The sequence below is a fragment of the Streptosporangium nondiastaticum genome (assembly GCF_003011965.1).
GTDB classification, from domain to species: domain Bacteria; phylum Actinomycetota; class Actinomycetes; order Streptomycetales; family Streptomycetaceae; genus Streptomyces; species Streptomyces nondiastaticus.
The window spans coordinates 1-15,025 of sequence record NZ_PXWG01000082.1 but is presented as its reverse complement, the minus strand read 5'-3'; the positions used below and the strand labels follow the sequence as shown (position 1 = coordinate 15,025).

16 protein-coding genes are annotated in these 15,025 nt (G+C 68.6%); 12 read left to right on the top strand and 4 right to left on the bottom strand.

Features of this window, described 5'->3' with window-relative positions; all coding sequences use genetic code 11:
- The first annotated feature begins 60 nt into the window (after nucleotides 1–60).
- The 3 genes from B7P34_RS24030 to B7P34_RS24020 all read left to right on the top strand — a co-directional run bounded on the left by B7P34_RS24030 (nucleotide 61) and on the right by B7P34_RS24020 (nucleotide 2,750).
- Nucleotides 61–1,164: a nitronate monooxygenase gene (locus tag B7P34_RS24030; protein ID WP_223268164.1), complete on the top strand. Its 1,104-nt coding sequence runs from the start codon at nucleotides 61–63 to the stop codon at nucleotides 1,162–1,164.
- On the top strand, nucleotides 1,161–1,913 hold the full coding sequence (locus B7P34_RS24025) for a 16S rRNA (uracil(1498)-N(3))-methyltransferase (protein ID WP_106679675.1): 753 nt from the start codon (nucleotides 1,161–1,163) through the stop codon (nucleotides 1,911–1,913). Before B7P34_RS24030 ends, B7P34_RS24025 begins: the two co-directional genes overlap by 4 nt.
- A gap of 90 nt (nucleotides 1,914–2,003) precedes the next feature.
- Nucleotides 2,004–2,750, top strand: a complete 747-nt coding sequence (locus tag B7P34_RS24020) for a response regulator transcription factor (RefSeq protein WP_106679673.1) — start codon at nucleotides 2,004–2,006, stop codon at nucleotides 2,748–2,750.
- Between the two features lie 586 nt (nucleotides 2,751–3,336).
- On the opposite strand, the gene B7P34_RS39785 is transcribed toward B7P34_RS24020, so the two are convergent.
- Both B7P34_RS39785 and B7P34_RS24010 read right to left on the bottom strand, forming a co-directional pair.
- Nucleotides 3,337–3,537: a DUF397 domain-containing protein gene (locus B7P34_RS39785; RefSeq protein ID WP_106679671.1), complete on the bottom strand. Its 201-nt coding sequence runs from the start codon at nucleotides 3,535–3,537 to the stop codon at nucleotides 3,337–3,339.
- 12 nt (nucleotides 3,538–3,549) lie between these two features.
- Nucleotides 3,550–4,401, bottom strand: a complete 852-nt coding sequence (locus B7P34_RS24010) for a helix-turn-helix domain-containing protein (protein ID WP_106679699.1) — start codon at nucleotides 4,399–4,401, stop codon at nucleotides 3,550–3,552.
- Between the two features lie 161 nt (nucleotides 4,402–4,562).
- Here B7P34_RS24010 and B7P34_RS24005 point away from each other — a divergent pair, with 161 nt between their 5' ends.
- The 6 genes from B7P34_RS24005 to B7P34_RS36875 all read left to right on the top strand — a co-directional run bounded on the left by B7P34_RS24005 (nucleotide 4,563) and on the right by B7P34_RS36875 (nucleotide 11,600).
- On the top strand, nucleotides 4,563–5,015 hold the full coding sequence (locus B7P34_RS24005; protein WP_106679669.1) for a hypothetical protein: 453 nt from the start codon (nucleotides 4,563–4,565) through the stop codon (nucleotides 5,013–5,015).
- Nucleotides 5,012–5,203: a DUF6255 family natural product biosynthesis protein gene (locus tag B7P34_RS24000; RefSeq protein ID WP_106679667.1), complete on the top strand. Its 192-nt coding sequence runs from the start codon at nucleotides 5,012–5,014 to the stop codon at nucleotides 5,201–5,203. The genes B7P34_RS24005 and B7P34_RS24000 overlap by 4 nt, the downstream gene beginning before the upstream one ends.
- A gap of 29 nt (nucleotides 5,204–5,232) precedes the next feature.
- Nucleotides 5,233–5,553 carry a hypothetical protein gene (locus tag B7P34_RS23995; RefSeq protein ID WP_106679665.1) on the top strand — a complete coding sequence of 107 codons (321 nt, stop codon included), beginning with the start codon at nucleotides 5,233–5,235 and terminating at the stop codon, nucleotides 5,551–5,553.
- A 964-nt stretch (nucleotides 5,554–6,517) separates the two neighbouring features.
- A complete protein-coding gene (locus B7P34_RS23990) occupies nucleotides 6,518–6,889 on the top strand; it encodes a hypothetical protein (RefSeq protein ID WP_106679663.1) in 372 nt (123 codons plus the stop codon).
- A complete protein-coding gene (locus tag B7P34_RS23985; protein ID WP_223268163.1) occupies nucleotides 6,886–11,145 on the top strand; it encodes a DUF6531 domain-containing protein in 4,260 nt (1,419 codons plus the stop codon). The genes B7P34_RS23990 and B7P34_RS23985 overlap by 4 nt, the downstream gene beginning before the upstream one ends.
- An 11-nt stretch (nucleotides 11,146–11,156) precedes the next feature.
- A complete protein-coding gene (locus B7P34_RS36875; protein WP_146166909.1) occupies nucleotides 11,157–11,600 on the top strand; it encodes a hypothetical protein in 444 nt (147 codons plus the stop codon).
- 77 nt (nucleotides 11,601–11,677) lie between these two features.
- On the opposite strand, the gene B7P34_RS23980 is transcribed toward B7P34_RS36875, so the two are convergent.
- Nucleotides 11,678–11,968, bottom strand: a complete 291-nt coding sequence (locus tag B7P34_RS23980) for a hypothetical protein (RefSeq protein WP_106679661.1) — start codon at nucleotides 11,966–11,968, stop codon at nucleotides 11,678–11,680.
- Between the two features lie 152 nt (nucleotides 11,969–12,120).
- Here B7P34_RS23980 and B7P34_RS23975 point away from each other — a divergent pair, with 152 nt between their 5' ends.
- A complete protein-coding gene (locus B7P34_RS23975) occupies nucleotides 12,121–12,735 on the top strand; it encodes an RICIN domain-containing protein (protein ID WP_189383005.1) in 615 nt (204 codons plus the stop codon).
- 108 nt (nucleotides 12,736–12,843) lie between these two features.
- Here the strand turns inward: B7P34_RS23975 and B7P34_RS23970 are convergent, their stop codons facing one another.
- The gene (locus tag B7P34_RS23970) at nucleotides 12,844–13,668 is read right to left on the bottom strand and encodes a hypothetical protein (protein WP_146166908.1); all 825 of its coding nucleotides are present in this window, start codon (nucleotides 13,666–13,668) and stop codon (nucleotides 12,844–12,846) included.
- 496 nt (nucleotides 13,669–14,164) lie between these two features.
- Here B7P34_RS23970 and B7P34_RS23965 point away from each other — a divergent pair, with 496 nt between their 5' ends.
- Nucleotides 14,165–14,704 carry a hypothetical protein gene (locus tag B7P34_RS23965; protein ID WP_146166907.1) on the top strand — a complete coding sequence of 180 codons (540 nt, stop codon included), beginning with the start codon at nucleotides 14,165–14,167 and terminating at the stop codon, nucleotides 14,702–14,704.
- A gap of 34 nt (nucleotides 14,705–14,738) precedes the next feature.
- Nucleotides 14,739–15,025: tetratricopeptide repeat protein (locus B7P34_RS23960; RefSeq protein ID WP_146166906.1), on the top strand; the 287-nt coding region annotated here is incomplete at its 3' end.

Here is a 15,025-nt window from a genome sequence, read left to right as displayed (position 1 = left end):
CCGGACGGGCCCGTAGCGGACCCGTCCGGCGTTTGTCATCGCCTGTGACACGATGTGTGCATGGCTTACGAACCCAGGGTGGCTTCCGCGCTCGCCGGACTGTGCCGGCACCCGGTCGTGCAGGCCCCCATGGCGGGCGGTGCCTCCGGGCCCGCCCTCGCGGCCGCGGTCTCCGAGGCGGGCGCCCTCGGCTTCCTGGCCGCCGGTTACAAGACGCCCGCGGCGATGTACGAGGAGATCAAGCAGCTCCGGGCCCGTACCGCCGCACCCTTCGGTGTGAACCTGTTCATGCCCCAGCCGCCCGCCGCCGACCCGGCGGCCGTCGAGGTCTACGCCGAGCAGCTCGCCGGCGAGTCCGCCTGGTACGAGACGCCGCTCGGCGACTGGGACCAGGGCTGCGACGACGCCTACGACGCCAAGCTCGCGATCCTCCTCGACGACCCCGTGCCGGTCGTCTCCTTCACCTTCGGCCGCCCCTCGGCGGAGGCCGTCGCAGCTCTCCGCGCCGCCGGCACGGTCACGGTGGTCACCGTCACCTCCGCCGCCGAGGCACAGGCCGCGCAGGAGGCCGGAGCGGACCTCGTCTGCGCGCAGGGCGTCGAGGCCGGCGGCCACCAGGGCACCCACCGCGACGACCCGCACGCCGACGGCACCGGCGCGGGCCTCGGTCTGCTGCCCCTGCTCGCCCAGGTCCGGGAGGCCGTCGACCTGCCCGTGATCGCCGCCGGCGGCCTGATGCGCGGCGAGCAGATAGCCGCCGTCCTCGCCGCGGGCGCCTGCGCCGCGCAGCTCGGCACCGCGTTCCTGGCCTGCCCGGAGTCCGGCGCCCACGCGCTGCACAAGCAGGCCCTGACCCACCCGATGTTCGCCGGTACGGAGCTGACCCGGGCCTTCTCGGGCCGCCCGGCCCGGGGGTTGGTGAACCGTTTCATCCGGGAACACGGCCCGTACGCCCCCGCCGCCTACCCCCAGGTCCACTACCTGACGGCGGGGCTGCGCAAGGCCGCCGCGGCGGCGGGCGACCCGCAGGCGATGAACCTGTGGGCGGGCCAGGGCCACCGCCTGGCGAGGCCGCTGCCGGCGGCGGAGCTGCTACGGGTCCTGCTGGGGGAACTGGAGACGGCCCGGGGGAAGTTGAGCGAGATGCGAGGGAGCAAGTCATGACAGCGCCGGTGTTCCTGGTCGAGGAGGACGCCCTGACGGGGGTCTTCCCCGGCACGGTCTTCCCCCTGGACGGCCCGGAAGGCCGCCACGCCGTCTCCGTCCGCCGCCTGCGGGTCGGCGAGGAGATCGGGCTGACGGACGGTCAGGGCACGGGCGCGTTCGGCACCGTGGCCGCCGTCGAGGGCAAGGACCGCCTGGACGTCGCCGTGACGTCCGTACGCTCCGAGCCGCTCCCCGAGCCCCGCATCACCGTCGTCCAGGCCCTGCCCAAGGGCGACCGCGGCGAGGTGGCCGTCGAGACGATGACCGAGACCGGCGTCGACGCCGTCGTCCCCTGGGCCGCCTCCCGCTGCATCACCCAGTGGAAGGGCGACCGCGGCCTGAAGTCCCTCGGCAAGTGGCGCGCCACGGCGCGGGAGGCCGGCAAGCAGTCGCGCCGCCTCCGCTTCCCCACGGTCAGCGAACCGATGACGACCCGGCAGGTCGCGCAGCTCCTCGCGGACGCGGCCTTCGCCGCCGTCCTCCACGAGGAGGGCCACAGCGCCCCCCTCGCCACGGCGCCGCTGCCCGCCACGGGCGACATCGTCCTCGTCGTCGGCCCCGAGGGCGGCGTCTCCCCCGAGGAGCTCGCGGCGTTCGCCGAGGCGGGCGCGAAGCCGTACCGCCTCGGTGCGAGCGTCCTGCGCACCTCCACCGCGGGGACGGCGGCCACGGCGCTGCTGCTGGGGCGGACGGGCCGCTGGTCCTGAGGGCGGCGCGCGGCGCGAAGGGTTTGATCTCGGGGGAACGTCGTAAGGAACGGGGATGACGGGGGTCACGAGGGGGGAGCGAGCTCTGCCATGGCAGCACAACTCCGCACACGGGACTACGGCCAGATGCTCGATCTCGTCGTCGCGGTCCTGGAGAACGAGGACGTCGACGCGGCCTGGCACGTGATGGCCCGGCAACTGCTGGACTCACTGGGCTGCGATTCGGCGACCTTCTCGCACGTACGGGTCGAGGAAGGCACGGGCGCGGTCGTCGGCTGGGCGCCCGAACCGCTGAGCCGCGTCGTGGACGGCCTGGTCCAGCGCCGCATCCAGCAGCGGCACCCCCTCCTGGAGTACGGGCTGAGCGAGACCGAGCCGGTCAACATCGCCGACATCTGCGACGGCTGGCGCAACACGAACTGGTACCGCGAGGCCCGCCGCGACTTCGGCGTCACCCAGCAGGTCGGCGTGCCGCTCACCCAGGTGAACGGCAACATGTGCGTCGCCCTCCTGGGCCGCCGGGGCGACTTCATGTCCCACGACCTCACCTTCCTGAGACGCCTCCAGCCGGTGATCCAGACCATGGGCCACCACCTGGCCGAGATGAAACGCCTCCGCAGCGTGGGGGCGCCGGCGGTGGCCGGCGACCTGACGCCCCGCGAGGCGACGGTCCTGGGCCTGCTCGCCGAAGGCCTGACAGCGGCGGCCATCGCCCGCCGCCTCGCCATCTCCCCGCACACGGTGAACCGCCACCTGGAACGGATCTACCGCAAGCTCGGCACGAACAACCGGGTGTCGACGCTGGTGGTGGCGCGGGCGGAGGGATTGGTCGCGTGAACCACCTGAACGGATGACACGAAACCAACTCGGCTGTCTGTAGACGATATTGTCGCCCGTGGCGCACCTAGTGCGCCCCCTCCCACGAGGACGTGAACACCTCTCCGGACGCTCGCCCAGGGCGCCCGGCGTGGGCGTCCTCCGGAGCACCCCCGGGCAGGGTGCGCTTGTAGGGAGGGGGCGCCCATGGGACGCCACCGGAAGAAGTCGCTTCTCGGGCGTATCTGCGCGGTGATCCGCGAGTTCGGGAGGTGGCTGATCGGACGGTGACCGTCAGTCCTCACCGATACTGAGGGCTCACGGCCACACGCCGTCCGTTCTCTTTCGGTTGACCCTCGTCGCGGACTAGCCCTCCGAGGCGGGGGTCTCTACGTGCAGCCGCTACTGCTTCGCCCTGACTGCGCGCACCCCCAAGCTAGCACTTGCGTCGGCGGCCGCACCACGACCGGCGGTGGCCTGAGGTCCGTCGGCGTGCGGCTGCCGTAGGAAGATCTTCCTATGGTGACGGGCACCTGCCGTGGGCGACGCTTGACCTCGGAAGAACCGAGGCCGGCCGCCGGATACGGGGGTACCGGCGGCCGCCGGGTCAGCGGGGGGCGCTCGCGCTGAGCGTTCCGGTTTTTATGCGGGTTATGAGGGGGCGGAGTTCCGCCGGGCTCGTCGTGAGTATGGCGTCGGGGGCTTCGCTCTCGCGGAGGAGGACGGCGCCGGTGGGGGTTGCGGCGAGGAAGACGCACGAGTTGCCGTGCTCGCTATAGGTCGACTTCTGCCAGTGCAATGCGGTCACATCCGACTCCTCTCAGATGGCTTCGGCGATGCGGTGGATAAGGTCGCGTGACGGCTCGGGCTTGAGGGCGACTGATCGCATTCTGTTGAGCATTGCGCTGTACCTCTCCAGTTGTGCGGGGGCATCGATCAACGCGTCCTTGTAGGCGATATCGACAGAGACGGTGTCAAGCTGGGGGACCGGGCCGTGGAAGTAGTCGATCCCCACGGCGGTGCTAGGGAACGACACCCCGAAGGGGATCACCAGGACGGTTACGGTCTCCCCTTCGCTCATGTCGATGAGGTGCTTGAGCTGCTTCTTGGTGACCTCGGGCCCGCCGAACTGCATCCGTAGAGCGGCCTCATGGACAACCGCCTCGTAGGGCGGCGGGTTCTCCCGGTAGAGGATTGCCTGGCGTTTGATCCGGTGGGAAATCCGGTGCTCGATCTCGTGGGGCAGGAGTGCAGGGACTGCCTCTTGGTAGATGGCGCGGGCGTATTCGCGGATCTGGAGCAGCCCAGGGATGTTCACCACCTGGGTGACACGCAGTGCAGTGGCGTGATGCTCAAGTTCGGTGAGGTCGATCAAGATCGAAGGCAGCAGCTCGCGGTACTCCTCCCACCAGCCGCGTTTGCGTTCCCCCGTCATGGCGGCAAGTGCGTTGACGAGCGACTCGTCCGAGCAGTCGTAGGTGCGTGCCAGGGCACGCAATCTGTCGGCGCTGACGCCGTAGCGTCCGGCTTCGATGTTGCTGATGCGCGACTGCGTGATGCCCAGCAGGGCACCCGCCTCCGTGGCAGACAGGTCGGTGCGCTCCCGAAGCCTGCGGAGCTCCGCGCCAAGGCGGCGTCGACGCACGGTCGGTAGAGGCATGCTGGGCGGCATCGCGCTCCTCTTGCTTCGCACGTGAATGTGCATCATCGCTCGATCAGGTTGCAGCGGACTGCAGTCCGCTCATTTCGCGGACTGTAGTCCGCGCAAGCCTCTACCGTGTGGTGCAGGCCACTTGCCGTGGCCTAAACCCACATTCGCGCCAGGAGGCTCGCATGGCCACCGTATCCGTAACGCAGCCATGGACGTACGTACTGGAACTGCCGCGCGACCCGAGCGCACTGGCCGTCGCGAGGGCCACCCTGCGGGCCGTCCTGACGGAGCACCGCATGACGGAACTGGCGGACGAAGCCAAGAGGTTGACGTCCGAGCTCATCGTGGGCGCCCCGGCGCACGCCGGGGACACGCTGCGGCTGAGGCTGCGCGGGGACGAAGGGGGCCGCCTGCAGGTGAGCGTGGGCGGCCACGTCGTGGAACTGCCCGAACCCGAACGGCACGCCGCATCGGCCACCCCCCTGGCCGGCTGCGCAACGTGCGCAGAGCTGAAGGCCGCATGGCGGCAGGCCGAAGCGAGGTGCAGCGGCGGCGACGAGGCCGTACACGCGGGCATCGCCCTGCGCCGTCACTTCCGTACCACGCACTGGCTCCCGCAAGGGGCGACGGGATGACCGCGACCGTGGGCAGGCTCATGCCGAGGTGCATGCACGCGGCGGGCTGGACGCGGGAGGGGGACGCGGCGAGCTGCGACCACTGCGGAACCCGCCGCTTCACGGGTTACGCCGCCCTGCTGCTCCCCGAGTTGCCGTGGTGGGAGGGTTGTTTGCCGCTGACCGTGAGCACCAGCATGGTTCCCTGACGGGAACGGGGCGATGGGAGTGATCGGCAGTGGCTGTCCGGGATGGCGACAGGATCCGGGTCGAAGCGAGCGGTTCGGGGTGGGTCGACGGGATCGAGGGCGTTGTCGCCGGGATGTGGAAAGGCCGTCTGCGGGTCAAGGTCACGAAGAACGCCCCGCCGGGGGTGAACGCGGTCCTCTTGGAAGAGGACGCCGTCTACGACGTGTGCGAGCGGATCGGGGTGCCGGAACAGATGCCGCTGTGTTCCTCGTGCCAGGGAAGCGGAAAGATCGAGTGGGAGGACGAGGAGGGCTGGCAGCACGAAGCCCCGTGCGCGACGTGCAATGGTGAGGGCGAAGTGAATCACTGAGCGCTGCTGGTCGGACGGCGCCCACGCAGCCCGGCACGGTCCGCACGGCGAGCGTCGGCGGCGCGTAGGGGTGGCCGTCAGAACAGGCTGGCAGCGGGGGGAGGGGTGGGGGGTTGCGCGTTATCGGGTGTCCGTCACCCGGTGGGCGGTTGGCCGCCGTACTCGTGCCGTCGCGGATGCGGGTGCGTGAGGAGACCTCCCCATCGGCCTGGGCTGAGGGGGAGCTGGCTGCTGCCGCGATGTGGCGGGGGCCGGTGGGGGCGCTTCGCTCAGCGCGGGTTGCGTCGTGGCTGAGCGGGCGAGTGCGGATGGGTGGGGGCTCGGCGCGGAGGTCAACCGGCCCGGCGGCCATGGGCGGCGTAGAAGCGGGCTGGGAGTGTCAGTCGCGAGCCTCGCCGTCCCCACCCATCGACCCGCGCCTCTCCGACCCCACCTTCTCCCCGTGGGTGGCGGAAGAGCACGGAAATCCACCGCCCCAGGGCCCGCGCGGCGGATAAGTGGCCCGAGGACGCCGACCGTTCACCCCACTTCCCCCATCACACAACCCGCCCCTCACCAGCCACACTCCACGTGCACTCGGCCGCGCAACCACGACGCTCACCCGCGCTGAGCGAAGCGCCCACGACGGGCCCGGCCACATCGCGGCAGCTGCCAGCTCCCCGCCGGCCACGACCTATGCGCAAGGTCTCCTCACGCGCCCGTCATCCGTGACGGCACGAGTACGGCGGCCGACCGCCCACGACCCGCCGGACACCCGACGTAGCCGCACCCCCCACCCCTCCCCCTGCTGCCAGCCTGCCCTGACGACCACCCCCACCTCCCCGCAAGCCGCCCATGCAGCAACCGAAAACCAATGAAGTGGCGCTCCGTCACACCCCGCACCCTCATACCCCCGACCACCCCGAACCGCCGTGCGATTATGTGAGGCCGGATCGGCGGGGCGTTCGATGGGGAGGCGGCGGCTATGGGTGACGGTTCCGGCGACGGCAAGATCCTGGACATCAAGACCGCGGACCTGAAGTCCGCGGCGCCGGCGTTCAGTGAGCAGAGCGGCAAGCTGCGGGACGCCCTGGCGGAGCTGACCGACACCCTCGACGGGCTCGGCAAGCCGTGGGGCGCGGACGACCAGGGCAGGCAGTTCGGGGAGTCGTACGAGCCCGCCCGGAAGAAGGTCGAGAACGCCACGAAGATCCTCGTCGCCGGCCTGGCGAGCATCCACGAGGCGATGGTCGACATGTCCGACGGCCACATCGAGAACGACAAGCTGATCGCCGGGATGTTCTCGAAGGGCGGCGTCAAGGGCGGGGACCCCGGTAAGGCCGGTAGCGGCAAGTGAGCGTCAAGCACAAGGTCCAGCACTTCCTCGTCGAGTACATGGGTCTCTACTGGCCCGACGGTGATGCCGACAAGCTCCGCAAGGCCGCCAAGGCGTGGCGGAAGTTCGCGGGCGAGGTCGAGAAGGTCCGTACCCCCGTCAACAACCAGGCCACCTCCCTCATCCACAACAACAAGGGTGAGGCGATCGAGGCCTTCGAGGTCTTCTGGCACCGGTACGCCAAGGGCACGGAGGACGGCTGGCTGCACGACCTCGCCGAGTCGTCGAAGAAGATGGCGGACGGGCTGGAGAAGCTCGCCGCAGCGGTCGACAAGGCGATGCACGAGCTCTGGGGCAAGATCATTGAGGACGTCGCCGTCCTGGGAGCCGCTGTCGTGGTCGCCATGGCCACCGGCGGCGCCCTCGCCGGCCCCGCCGGAGCCGCGGCGACGGCGATCGTGGAGGCCGGTGCGGCGCTCGGCATCGCCGTGTCCACGACCGTGGCCGAAGTGGCGGGCGTGACGCTGGCCGCGGCGGCGTTCGGCGGCCTGGAGTCCGTCACGGTCAACCTGGCCGTCGCCCAGCCCATCAGGATCGCGCAGGGGCGGCAGGACGGCCTCGACTTCACCGAGGCCGGCAACGCCGCCAACGACGGCATGCTCTACGGCGGCATGTTCGGCGGCTTCGGCAGCATCGCGAAGAACGCCGGCGCCGCGGGCGGCTACCGCAACCTCTTCAAGGGCGTCCGCCCCATGGACGCCGAACTCGCCCAGGCCGCCCGCCTCCCCGGCAACATCGACTGCGCCCTCGACCCCATCGACGTCGCGACCGGCGCCATGCTCCTGCCGGCGACGGACGTGACCCTGCCCGGAGCGCTGCCGCTGGTCGTCGAGCGCACGCACGTCTCTTCGTACCGGGCGGGCGCCTGGTTCGGCCCGACCTGGGCCTCCACCTTTGACGAGCGCGTCCAGCTCGACGGCGACGGCGTCGTCTACGCGGCCGCGGACGGCATGCGCCTGGTCTATCCGGTGCCCGCGCCGGGCGAGCCGGTCCTGCCGGTGAAGGGCCCGCGTCGGCCCCTGACCTGGGACGGCACGCCCGGCGGCGTCATGACCATCACCGACCCCCAGACGGGCATCACCCGCACCTTCGGCGGCCTGGTCCCGACCGAGGAGCCGGGCATCCTCCAACTACCCCTGGAGAGCGTGGAGGACCGCAACGGCGCGCGCATCGACTTCGAGCGCACGGCGACGGGCACGCCGACCGGGATCCGCCACTCGGGCGGCTCGTACGTGGCCGTCGAGACGGAGGTCATCGGGGAGGCGGGCGCGCGCGTCACGGCCCTCCGCCTCCTCGACGAGCCCCCGTCCCCGTACGAGCCCCCGACCGCCCCCGGCCGCGGCACGACCCTCATCCGCTACGGCTACGACGACGCGGGCAACCTCACGGAGGTCACCAACTCCAGCGGCAAGCCCCTGCGCTTCACGTACGACGCCGAGGGCCGGATCACCTCCTGGACCGACCGCAACGAATCGTCGTACGGCTACACGTACGACGCGTCCGGCCGCGTGGTCCGTACGGAGGGGAGTGACGGTTTTCTCTCGGGCAGGCTGGCGCACGACCCCGCGACCCGCACGACCACGGTCACGGACTCCCTCGGCCACGAGCGCACGTACCGCTACAACGCGGACGCCCTCGTCACGGAGGAGACCGACCCCCTCGGCCACAAGACGCTGACCAAGTGGGACGAGAGGGGCGCGGACCGCCTCTCGGTGACGGATCCGCTGGGCCGCACGACCCACTACGCGTACGACGAAGCGGGCAACCTCACCCGGGTGACCCTGCCGGACGGCTCGGCGGCCTCGGCGACGTACAACGACCTGTGCCGGCCGGTGGAGGTCACGGAACCGGGCGGCGCGACGTGGCGCCACACGTACGACGACCGCGGCAACCTCCTCACCACTACGGACCCCGCAGACGAAGTTACCGGCTACACCTATGACGACCATGGGCATCTGACATCCGTCACGGATGCGTTGGGCTGCACCGCCCGAGTCGCGTGCGACTCCGCCGGTCGGCCGATAGCTGTTACTGACCGACGGGGCTGTAGCACCACAGTCCGCCGTGACGTCTTCGGTCGCATCATCGAGGTCACCGACCCTCTGGGTAGCGTGACTCGGATGGGGTGGACGACCGAAGGGAAGCTGGGCTGGCGCGAAGCCCCTGGAAGCGCCCGTGAGGCTTGGTTGCGGGATGCCGAGGGAAACCTCATCAGCTATACCGATCCCGCGGGGAACACCACGCGGTACACCATGACGCACTTTGATCTGCCGGCTTCTCGGGTCGACCCGGATGGCGCGGCCTACGCCTTCCAGTACGACACGGAGTTGCGGCTTACAAGCGTCCGCAACCCCCAAGGGCTGAATTGGTCGTACGAGTATGACGCTGCCGGAAGGCTCGTCTCGGAAACCGATTTCAACAGCCGAACTCTGACGTATGCCCATGATGCTGTGGGTGGCCTCGCTTCGCGGACGAATGGCGCGAGCGAGAGGGTTCGGTTCACCCGTGACGCGCTTGGCCGTGTCGTTGAAAGGCAGAGTGATGCGGGCGAGATCACGACCTATGGCTATGACGCCATGGGCGGTCTGATCAGCGCAGTGAATGCGGATGCCCGCATCAGCATCGAGCGTGATGTGCTCGGTCGCCCGTTGCGCGAGACAGTCAACGGACGTACAACCACCCACATCTACGACGCAGTGGGCCGGCGGACACAGCGGTGCACACCGTCCGGACTCGTCAGCGATTGGTCGTATGACGCGGAGGGGTTCGCCTCCGGACTGCGCAGTGAAGCCGGGATGCTGGGCTTTGCCTACGATGCGGCAGGGCACGAGACAGAGCGCCGGATCGGCAGTGATGTCTCCCTGCACCAGACATGGGATGGAAGCGGCCGCCTTGCCGGCCAGATCGTCACTCATCATCAGCCAGGGGCCGACCGCCTCCTACAGCACCGCTCCTACGCCTACCGCGCGGACGGCCACCTCACCGAGATACGTGAACTGACGGCCGGAACACGGCGATTCGACATCGACAAGATGGGTCGCGTCACTGCGGTTCACGCCCACGGCTGGGCGGAGGCGTACGCCTACGACGAAGCGGGCAACTTGACATATGCCCAAGCTCCCATGCACGCGTCTCCGGGAGAGCGCAAGTATGACGGTACGCTCGTCCGGAGTGCTGGGCGTACCGCATACGAGCACGACGCTCAGGGGCGTGTGATCCGCCGTATGCGCAAGCTCTTGAACGGGCAGGTGCGTAGTTGGTCCTATGCGTGGGATGCCAACGACCGTCTTATTCAAACGGTCACGCCGGATGGCGAGTGCTGGCGCTATGGCTATGATCCGCTCGGCCGCCGCATATCAAAGCAGCGCTTGGCGGACGACGGCTCCCTGGACGAAGAGATCACTTTCAGCTGGGACGACACGCGTCTCGCAGAAGTCACCGCTGCCGACGGCGCGGTCACAACCTGGGACTATGCACCGGGAACCCATCGCCCTGTCGCCCAAACCGATCACAGACCGCTTGTTCGCGCGGCCGGTGAATCCCTCATAACCCAATTTGCCGAAGAGTCTCACGTCGATCATGCGGCCCGTTTTTATACGGTCATCACCGATGTGGTCGGCACACCCGCCGAACTGGTCACCCCTGATGGTGGCATTGTGTGGCAGCGACGAAGCGGCCTCTGGGGCACTGCCCTACCTGCAGCGGGTGCTGAGGCTGCCGACTGTGCACTACGCTTCCCTGGGCAGTACGCCGACCAAGAAACAGGCTGGAACTATAATTATTTCCGTCACTACGACCTGGAGACGGCGGCATATTCCAGCCCCGACCCGCTGGGACTGGAACCGGCGCCGAACCATCACCGCTATGTGAGTAACCCGCATGGTCTGGTCGACGTCCTGGGCTTGCAGTGCGGCGTAGACCTGTCCACGGCGACCCACCAACGAGGACGCTTCCCGCAGACTGCCGACCCGGGAGAGGTGCTGGTTCGGCGCAAGCAGGACGGAAGCGTCACCGCATATGCGGTATACGACTCCGACGGTGTGATGGCCAAGCGGGTGGACGTCGATCCCGATTCCGCTGTACACAATGGGGTTCCGCCGCCACACGTCGTGGAGATGGAGAAGCATGTAAATCCCAAGACGGGCAAGGTCTACTACAACTGGAGTAAGGACACCAGGCCGGCCAGGCCGGATGAAATACCCATTCCGGGCACCTAGGAACGAGATTCATGAATCCTGATGAATATCCAGAGATCAAGTCCTGGATCGACAGCTATACGGGTGAACTGGACTTCGTCGACTTCCTGAATCGGCACTGTACGGTGGGGATGTGGCTTTCCTTCGCACATCTGATGAACCCCGAATTTGTTGAGGTTCGCGGCTGTGTTATCCGGCGTCGTTCGTACACTCCGGAGAATTTCGATGACTGGTATGCGCGGCTTGACGGTGACGTCCGGAGGGTCGAGTCTGTACTCAATCGATTTGTGGTCGGGTATGCTGTCAATTGCGGTAACACTGCTGAAGAGGACGAGGCGCTTTGGGATATTGCCCGAGCAGTGGCTTACTCCTGGGAAGCGGCCCTCGGAAGGGAATTCCCATTGAAGCGATTCGACGTTAGTGTGCTGGACACCGACGACGGGCCGGTCGTGGTGTTCATGCAGACGGCCTCTTAGCGGCCCGGTGTGAAATGCGCTGAGCTCGCGGTGCTTGGGGCGCGGGCGGCACGGTGGCGCCACTTAGTTGAACGACTTCAGAGGCGCAGCAGCAGGAGGAATGTGCTCGCCGTCAGCATGACGAGGCCCGCGACGGTGAATGCCGCGCCCCTGAAGCGGAAGTTCGTCGTGGTGAGGCCCTGGTGGGTCACGGACGGCATGGTCAGGCTGTTGGAGCCCGTCAGGCGGCGGTAGATCCGTTCGGACCTCGCGCGGGCCATGGCCGCGTGAGAGTCGGCCGCACCGCCGATGTTGAAGAGGAGACGCAGGCCGAAGACGACCGTTGCCAGGCCGCCTATTGCGAACAAGACGGGGATCGCTATGCGCATGGTGCCTCATCGTATCGGTGGGGCGCCTGGGGTTTAACCCGGCTTAGTTCGTCCGGAATTTGGTTGTTTACTTCGCCTCGTGCCCTGGTCTGTGCATGAGCCTTGTGGCCGGATGGCCCCGGCATCATCCCCTCGTCGGAGAAGAGGCGAACGTGTACGACTTCCGCGCAGTGATCGGTATTGCCGCCGGGCTGAGTGCCGTCGGGTTCGCTCTGGCCCCCGGGGCCGGGGCGCAGGTCCCTCAGCCGCTCTCCGGGCCCGCGGCCGGGAAGGCCGTGGTCGACGTCAGATCCGTTGCCGGGCTGCCCGGCATCGGGTCCTCCGGCAGGCCCGCCGTCAACGCCGTCTACCGCACCTCCGCGTTCACCAACAACCTCGGCAACGAGTGCCTTGACGGCGACCGCAACACGATTCCCAACAACGGTGCGAAGGTGCAGCTCTGGGGCTGCAACAACTGGGACAACCAGAGCTGGTACTGGACGCCCGTGCCCAACCGGCCCGTCGGCTACTACACCATCCAGAACGGCTACCGCTCGCAGTGCCTCGACGGCGACCTCAACACCATCCCCAACAACGGGGCCGTGGTGCAGCTCTGGGCCTGCAACGGGTGGAACAACCAGATCTGGATGTGGAACGGCAGCAACCTCCAGAACGCCCAGGGCTCTCAGTGCCTCGACGGCGACACCAACACCATCCCCAACAACGGTGCCAAGGTCCAGCTTTGGGCCTGCAACGGGTGGACCAATCAGAAATGGGTCTTCCACTGAGTTCCCGGCGGTGAGCCGGTGGTGAATCAGTGGTAGGCAGTAGGCAGTAGGCCTAGTTGCCGGCGCGTTCTTCGCGCCGGCAACAAGGCTCAAAGCCTGCACAGTGCCTCAGACGATCCGGATCCCCAGCGCATAGGCCCTGATCGTCGCCGTGTCGGGCTGATTATGCTCCTTGGAGGCGACATCGAAGCCCGGGTTCGGATGTATTCTCGGCGCCATCTTCCAGATCAGGTTGCCCGCGCCGTTGTGCCGCTCGACGAGCCCGCCCCCGCCGGTGAGCGCGAAGCCGTCCTCCACGTCGATGTCCACGCCGGGCTTGTTCGATTCGAAGGACGCTGCCGTCGTGGTGCGGGCCTGGAGGCTGCGGCCGATCTGCGGGAGCCATCTCGGGAGTCCGATGGCGTAGGACGTGATGGAGGCCGGGGACACGTGGAGGTGGTCCTTCGAGCTCGCGACCCACGAGTTGTAGCCCGACTGCGGGTTCGGGTACGAGGCGGTGGCCATGTTGCCCCACCCCTGCCAGTCGATCCGGAAGCCGCCGCCGACGAGTGCGTAGTCGTTCGATCCGACGCCGATCTCGGCGCTCGGGTACTGGCCGTACACATTGCTGCTCGGACTGATCTTCACCATGTCGGCCAGGTCGTAGGCCGAGATGCCCCGGATCTTCAAGCCGATGGCGTACGCCGTCAGGATGTGCTCGTTACGGTTGATGTGATCCTTCGAGCTCACCACCCAGGCCTTCTTGTCCCAGTCCGGGTAGGAGGCGGTCAGGTACGCGCCCTCGGGCCAGTTCGTCCCGGTCGCGCCGCCGCCGATCACGATCATGTCCGGGTCGGGAACCCTTACCTTCGCTTCCGTCCAGATGCTCTGGGGGCTTCCTCCCTTGAGTTCGTAGACGCCGACGGTCACCAGACCGGAAGCATCGTGAAACACTCTGCCTTCCATCAGGGAGCCGTTGCCGTCCAGTCCCGGGCGCGGCGCGGGCGCCGCGGCCTCCGCCGGCGTTCCACCCGCTATTCCACCGGCTATTCCGCCCGCCATTCCTCCTGCCGCGCCGCCCGTCAGGAGCGCAAATGCCCCCAGTAGCGCAACCATTATCCGTGAACCCCTCATGATTCTCCTCGAATGATGGGAATCCCGTATTTCGGGGTGCCAGGTGCGTCGAGGGAAATGGACTCCTCGATTCGAGCAGAGTCTGTCCGATCGGGGATCGGGCGAACAGCACGAAACGAGACAGGCGGTCACCGCCTTCTTGCCATTCACGGCCGCATCCGAACTGGCGCACGAGGGGCGCTGATCGGGCTCCCGCTCGCCCGCCCGCGCCCCCGTGCGGGCCTTCCGCCCGGCCCCCGTGAGTGGGAAACTGCCGCGTATGCGGGCATTGGTGCGCCTACGGGGACGATCGGTGCTGTGTGCAGCTGGTGCGGTGGTGTTCACGGGCACCGCGGCCGTGGGGCTCGTTGGCTGCCGTCAGGAGGGGCCCGGCGGGCTGGACTCGGTCATCGTCGCCGTGAACGCGGACAAGCGGGCCACCGCCCGCCTTGAGCACGACGGATATCCCGTGCAGTGGCTCACCTGCACGGGCAAGGCCGAGGACCCCGGCGTGACCGAGAAGGGGTCGCCGCGCCCCGTCACCGCCGTCGGCGTCGACTGCGACGGCCGCACCACCGGCGGCCAGAAGATCATCGTCTACGGGCGGGTGACCGGCCTCTACGACGACTCCTGCGTGCAGGGGAAGTTCACCGCGAAGGTCGACGGGAAGACCGTCTTCACCGCAAGCGTGCTCGGCGACTGTTCGGGGAGCGGCGTCACCAACGGCGGTGGCAGCGGTGGCAGCGGTGGCGACAAGCCCACCGGTAACAACGGCGGCAGTAGCGGCAGCGATGGCAGCAACGGCAGTAACAACGGTGGCAACAACGGCGGCAAGGGTGACAAACACTGGCAGGGCGGGCACCCCCAGTCCAAGTAGGAAGCCGCCCCGCACCCCCGCTTACCCTTGGTCCATGCCCGAAGAGTCCCCGCTCATCAAGAGCCTGCGCGCGGCCGTCGACGCCGCGCCCGACGATGTGCCCCTGCGCCTGCACCTCGCCCAGCTCCTCCTCGAAGCGGGGCTCACCCAGGACGCGATATCCCAGGTGGCCGCGGCCCTGCAGCGGGAGCCCGGCAACGCGGAGGCGCAGGCCCTGATCGCCCGCGCCGTCGCCCCGCCGGTCACCGCCCCGGCCACGGCCCCTGCTCCGGCCGCCCCGGCCACGCCCCCTGCGCCTGCTCCGGCCGCCCCCACCCCGGC

What these genes read in the sequence shown, in the direction of transcription:
- B7P34_RS24030 (WP_223268164.1), top strand. Translation starts at nt 61, where the DNA reads ATGGCTTACGAACCCAGGGTGGCTTCCGCGCTCGCCGGACTGTGCCGG.
- B7P34_RS24025 (WP_106679675.1), top strand. Translation starts at nt 1,161, where the DNA reads ATGACAGCGCCGGTGTTCCTGGTCGAGGAGGACGCCCTGACGGGGGTC.
- B7P34_RS24020 (WP_106679673.1), top strand. Translation starts at nt 2,004, where the DNA reads ATGGCAGCACAACTCCGCACACGGGACTACGGCCAGATGCTCGATCTC.
- B7P34_RS24010 (WP_106679699.1), bottom strand. Translation starts at nt 4,401, where the DNA reads ATGCCGCCCAGCATGCCTCTACCGACCGTGCGTCGACGCCGCCTTGGC.
- B7P34_RS24005 (WP_106679669.1), top strand. Translation starts at nt 4,563, where the DNA reads ATGGCCACCGTATCCGTAACGCAGCCATGGACGTACGTACTGGAACTG.
- B7P34_RS24000 (WP_106679667.1), top strand. Translation starts at nt 5,012, where the DNA reads ATGACCGCGACCGTGGGCAGGCTCATGCCGAGGTGCATGCACGCGGCG.
- B7P34_RS23990 (WP_106679663.1), top strand. Translation starts at nt 6,518, where the DNA reads ATGGGTGACGGTTCCGGCGACGGCAAGATCCTGGACATCAAGACCGCG.
- B7P34_RS36875 (WP_146166909.1), top strand. Translation starts at nt 11,157, where the DNA reads ATGAATCCTGATGAATATCCAGAGATCAAGTCCTGGATCGACAGCTAT.
- B7P34_RS23980 (WP_106679661.1), bottom strand. Translation starts at nt 11,968, where the DNA reads ATGCGCATAGCGATCCCCGTCTTGTTCGCAATAGGCGGCCTGGCAACG.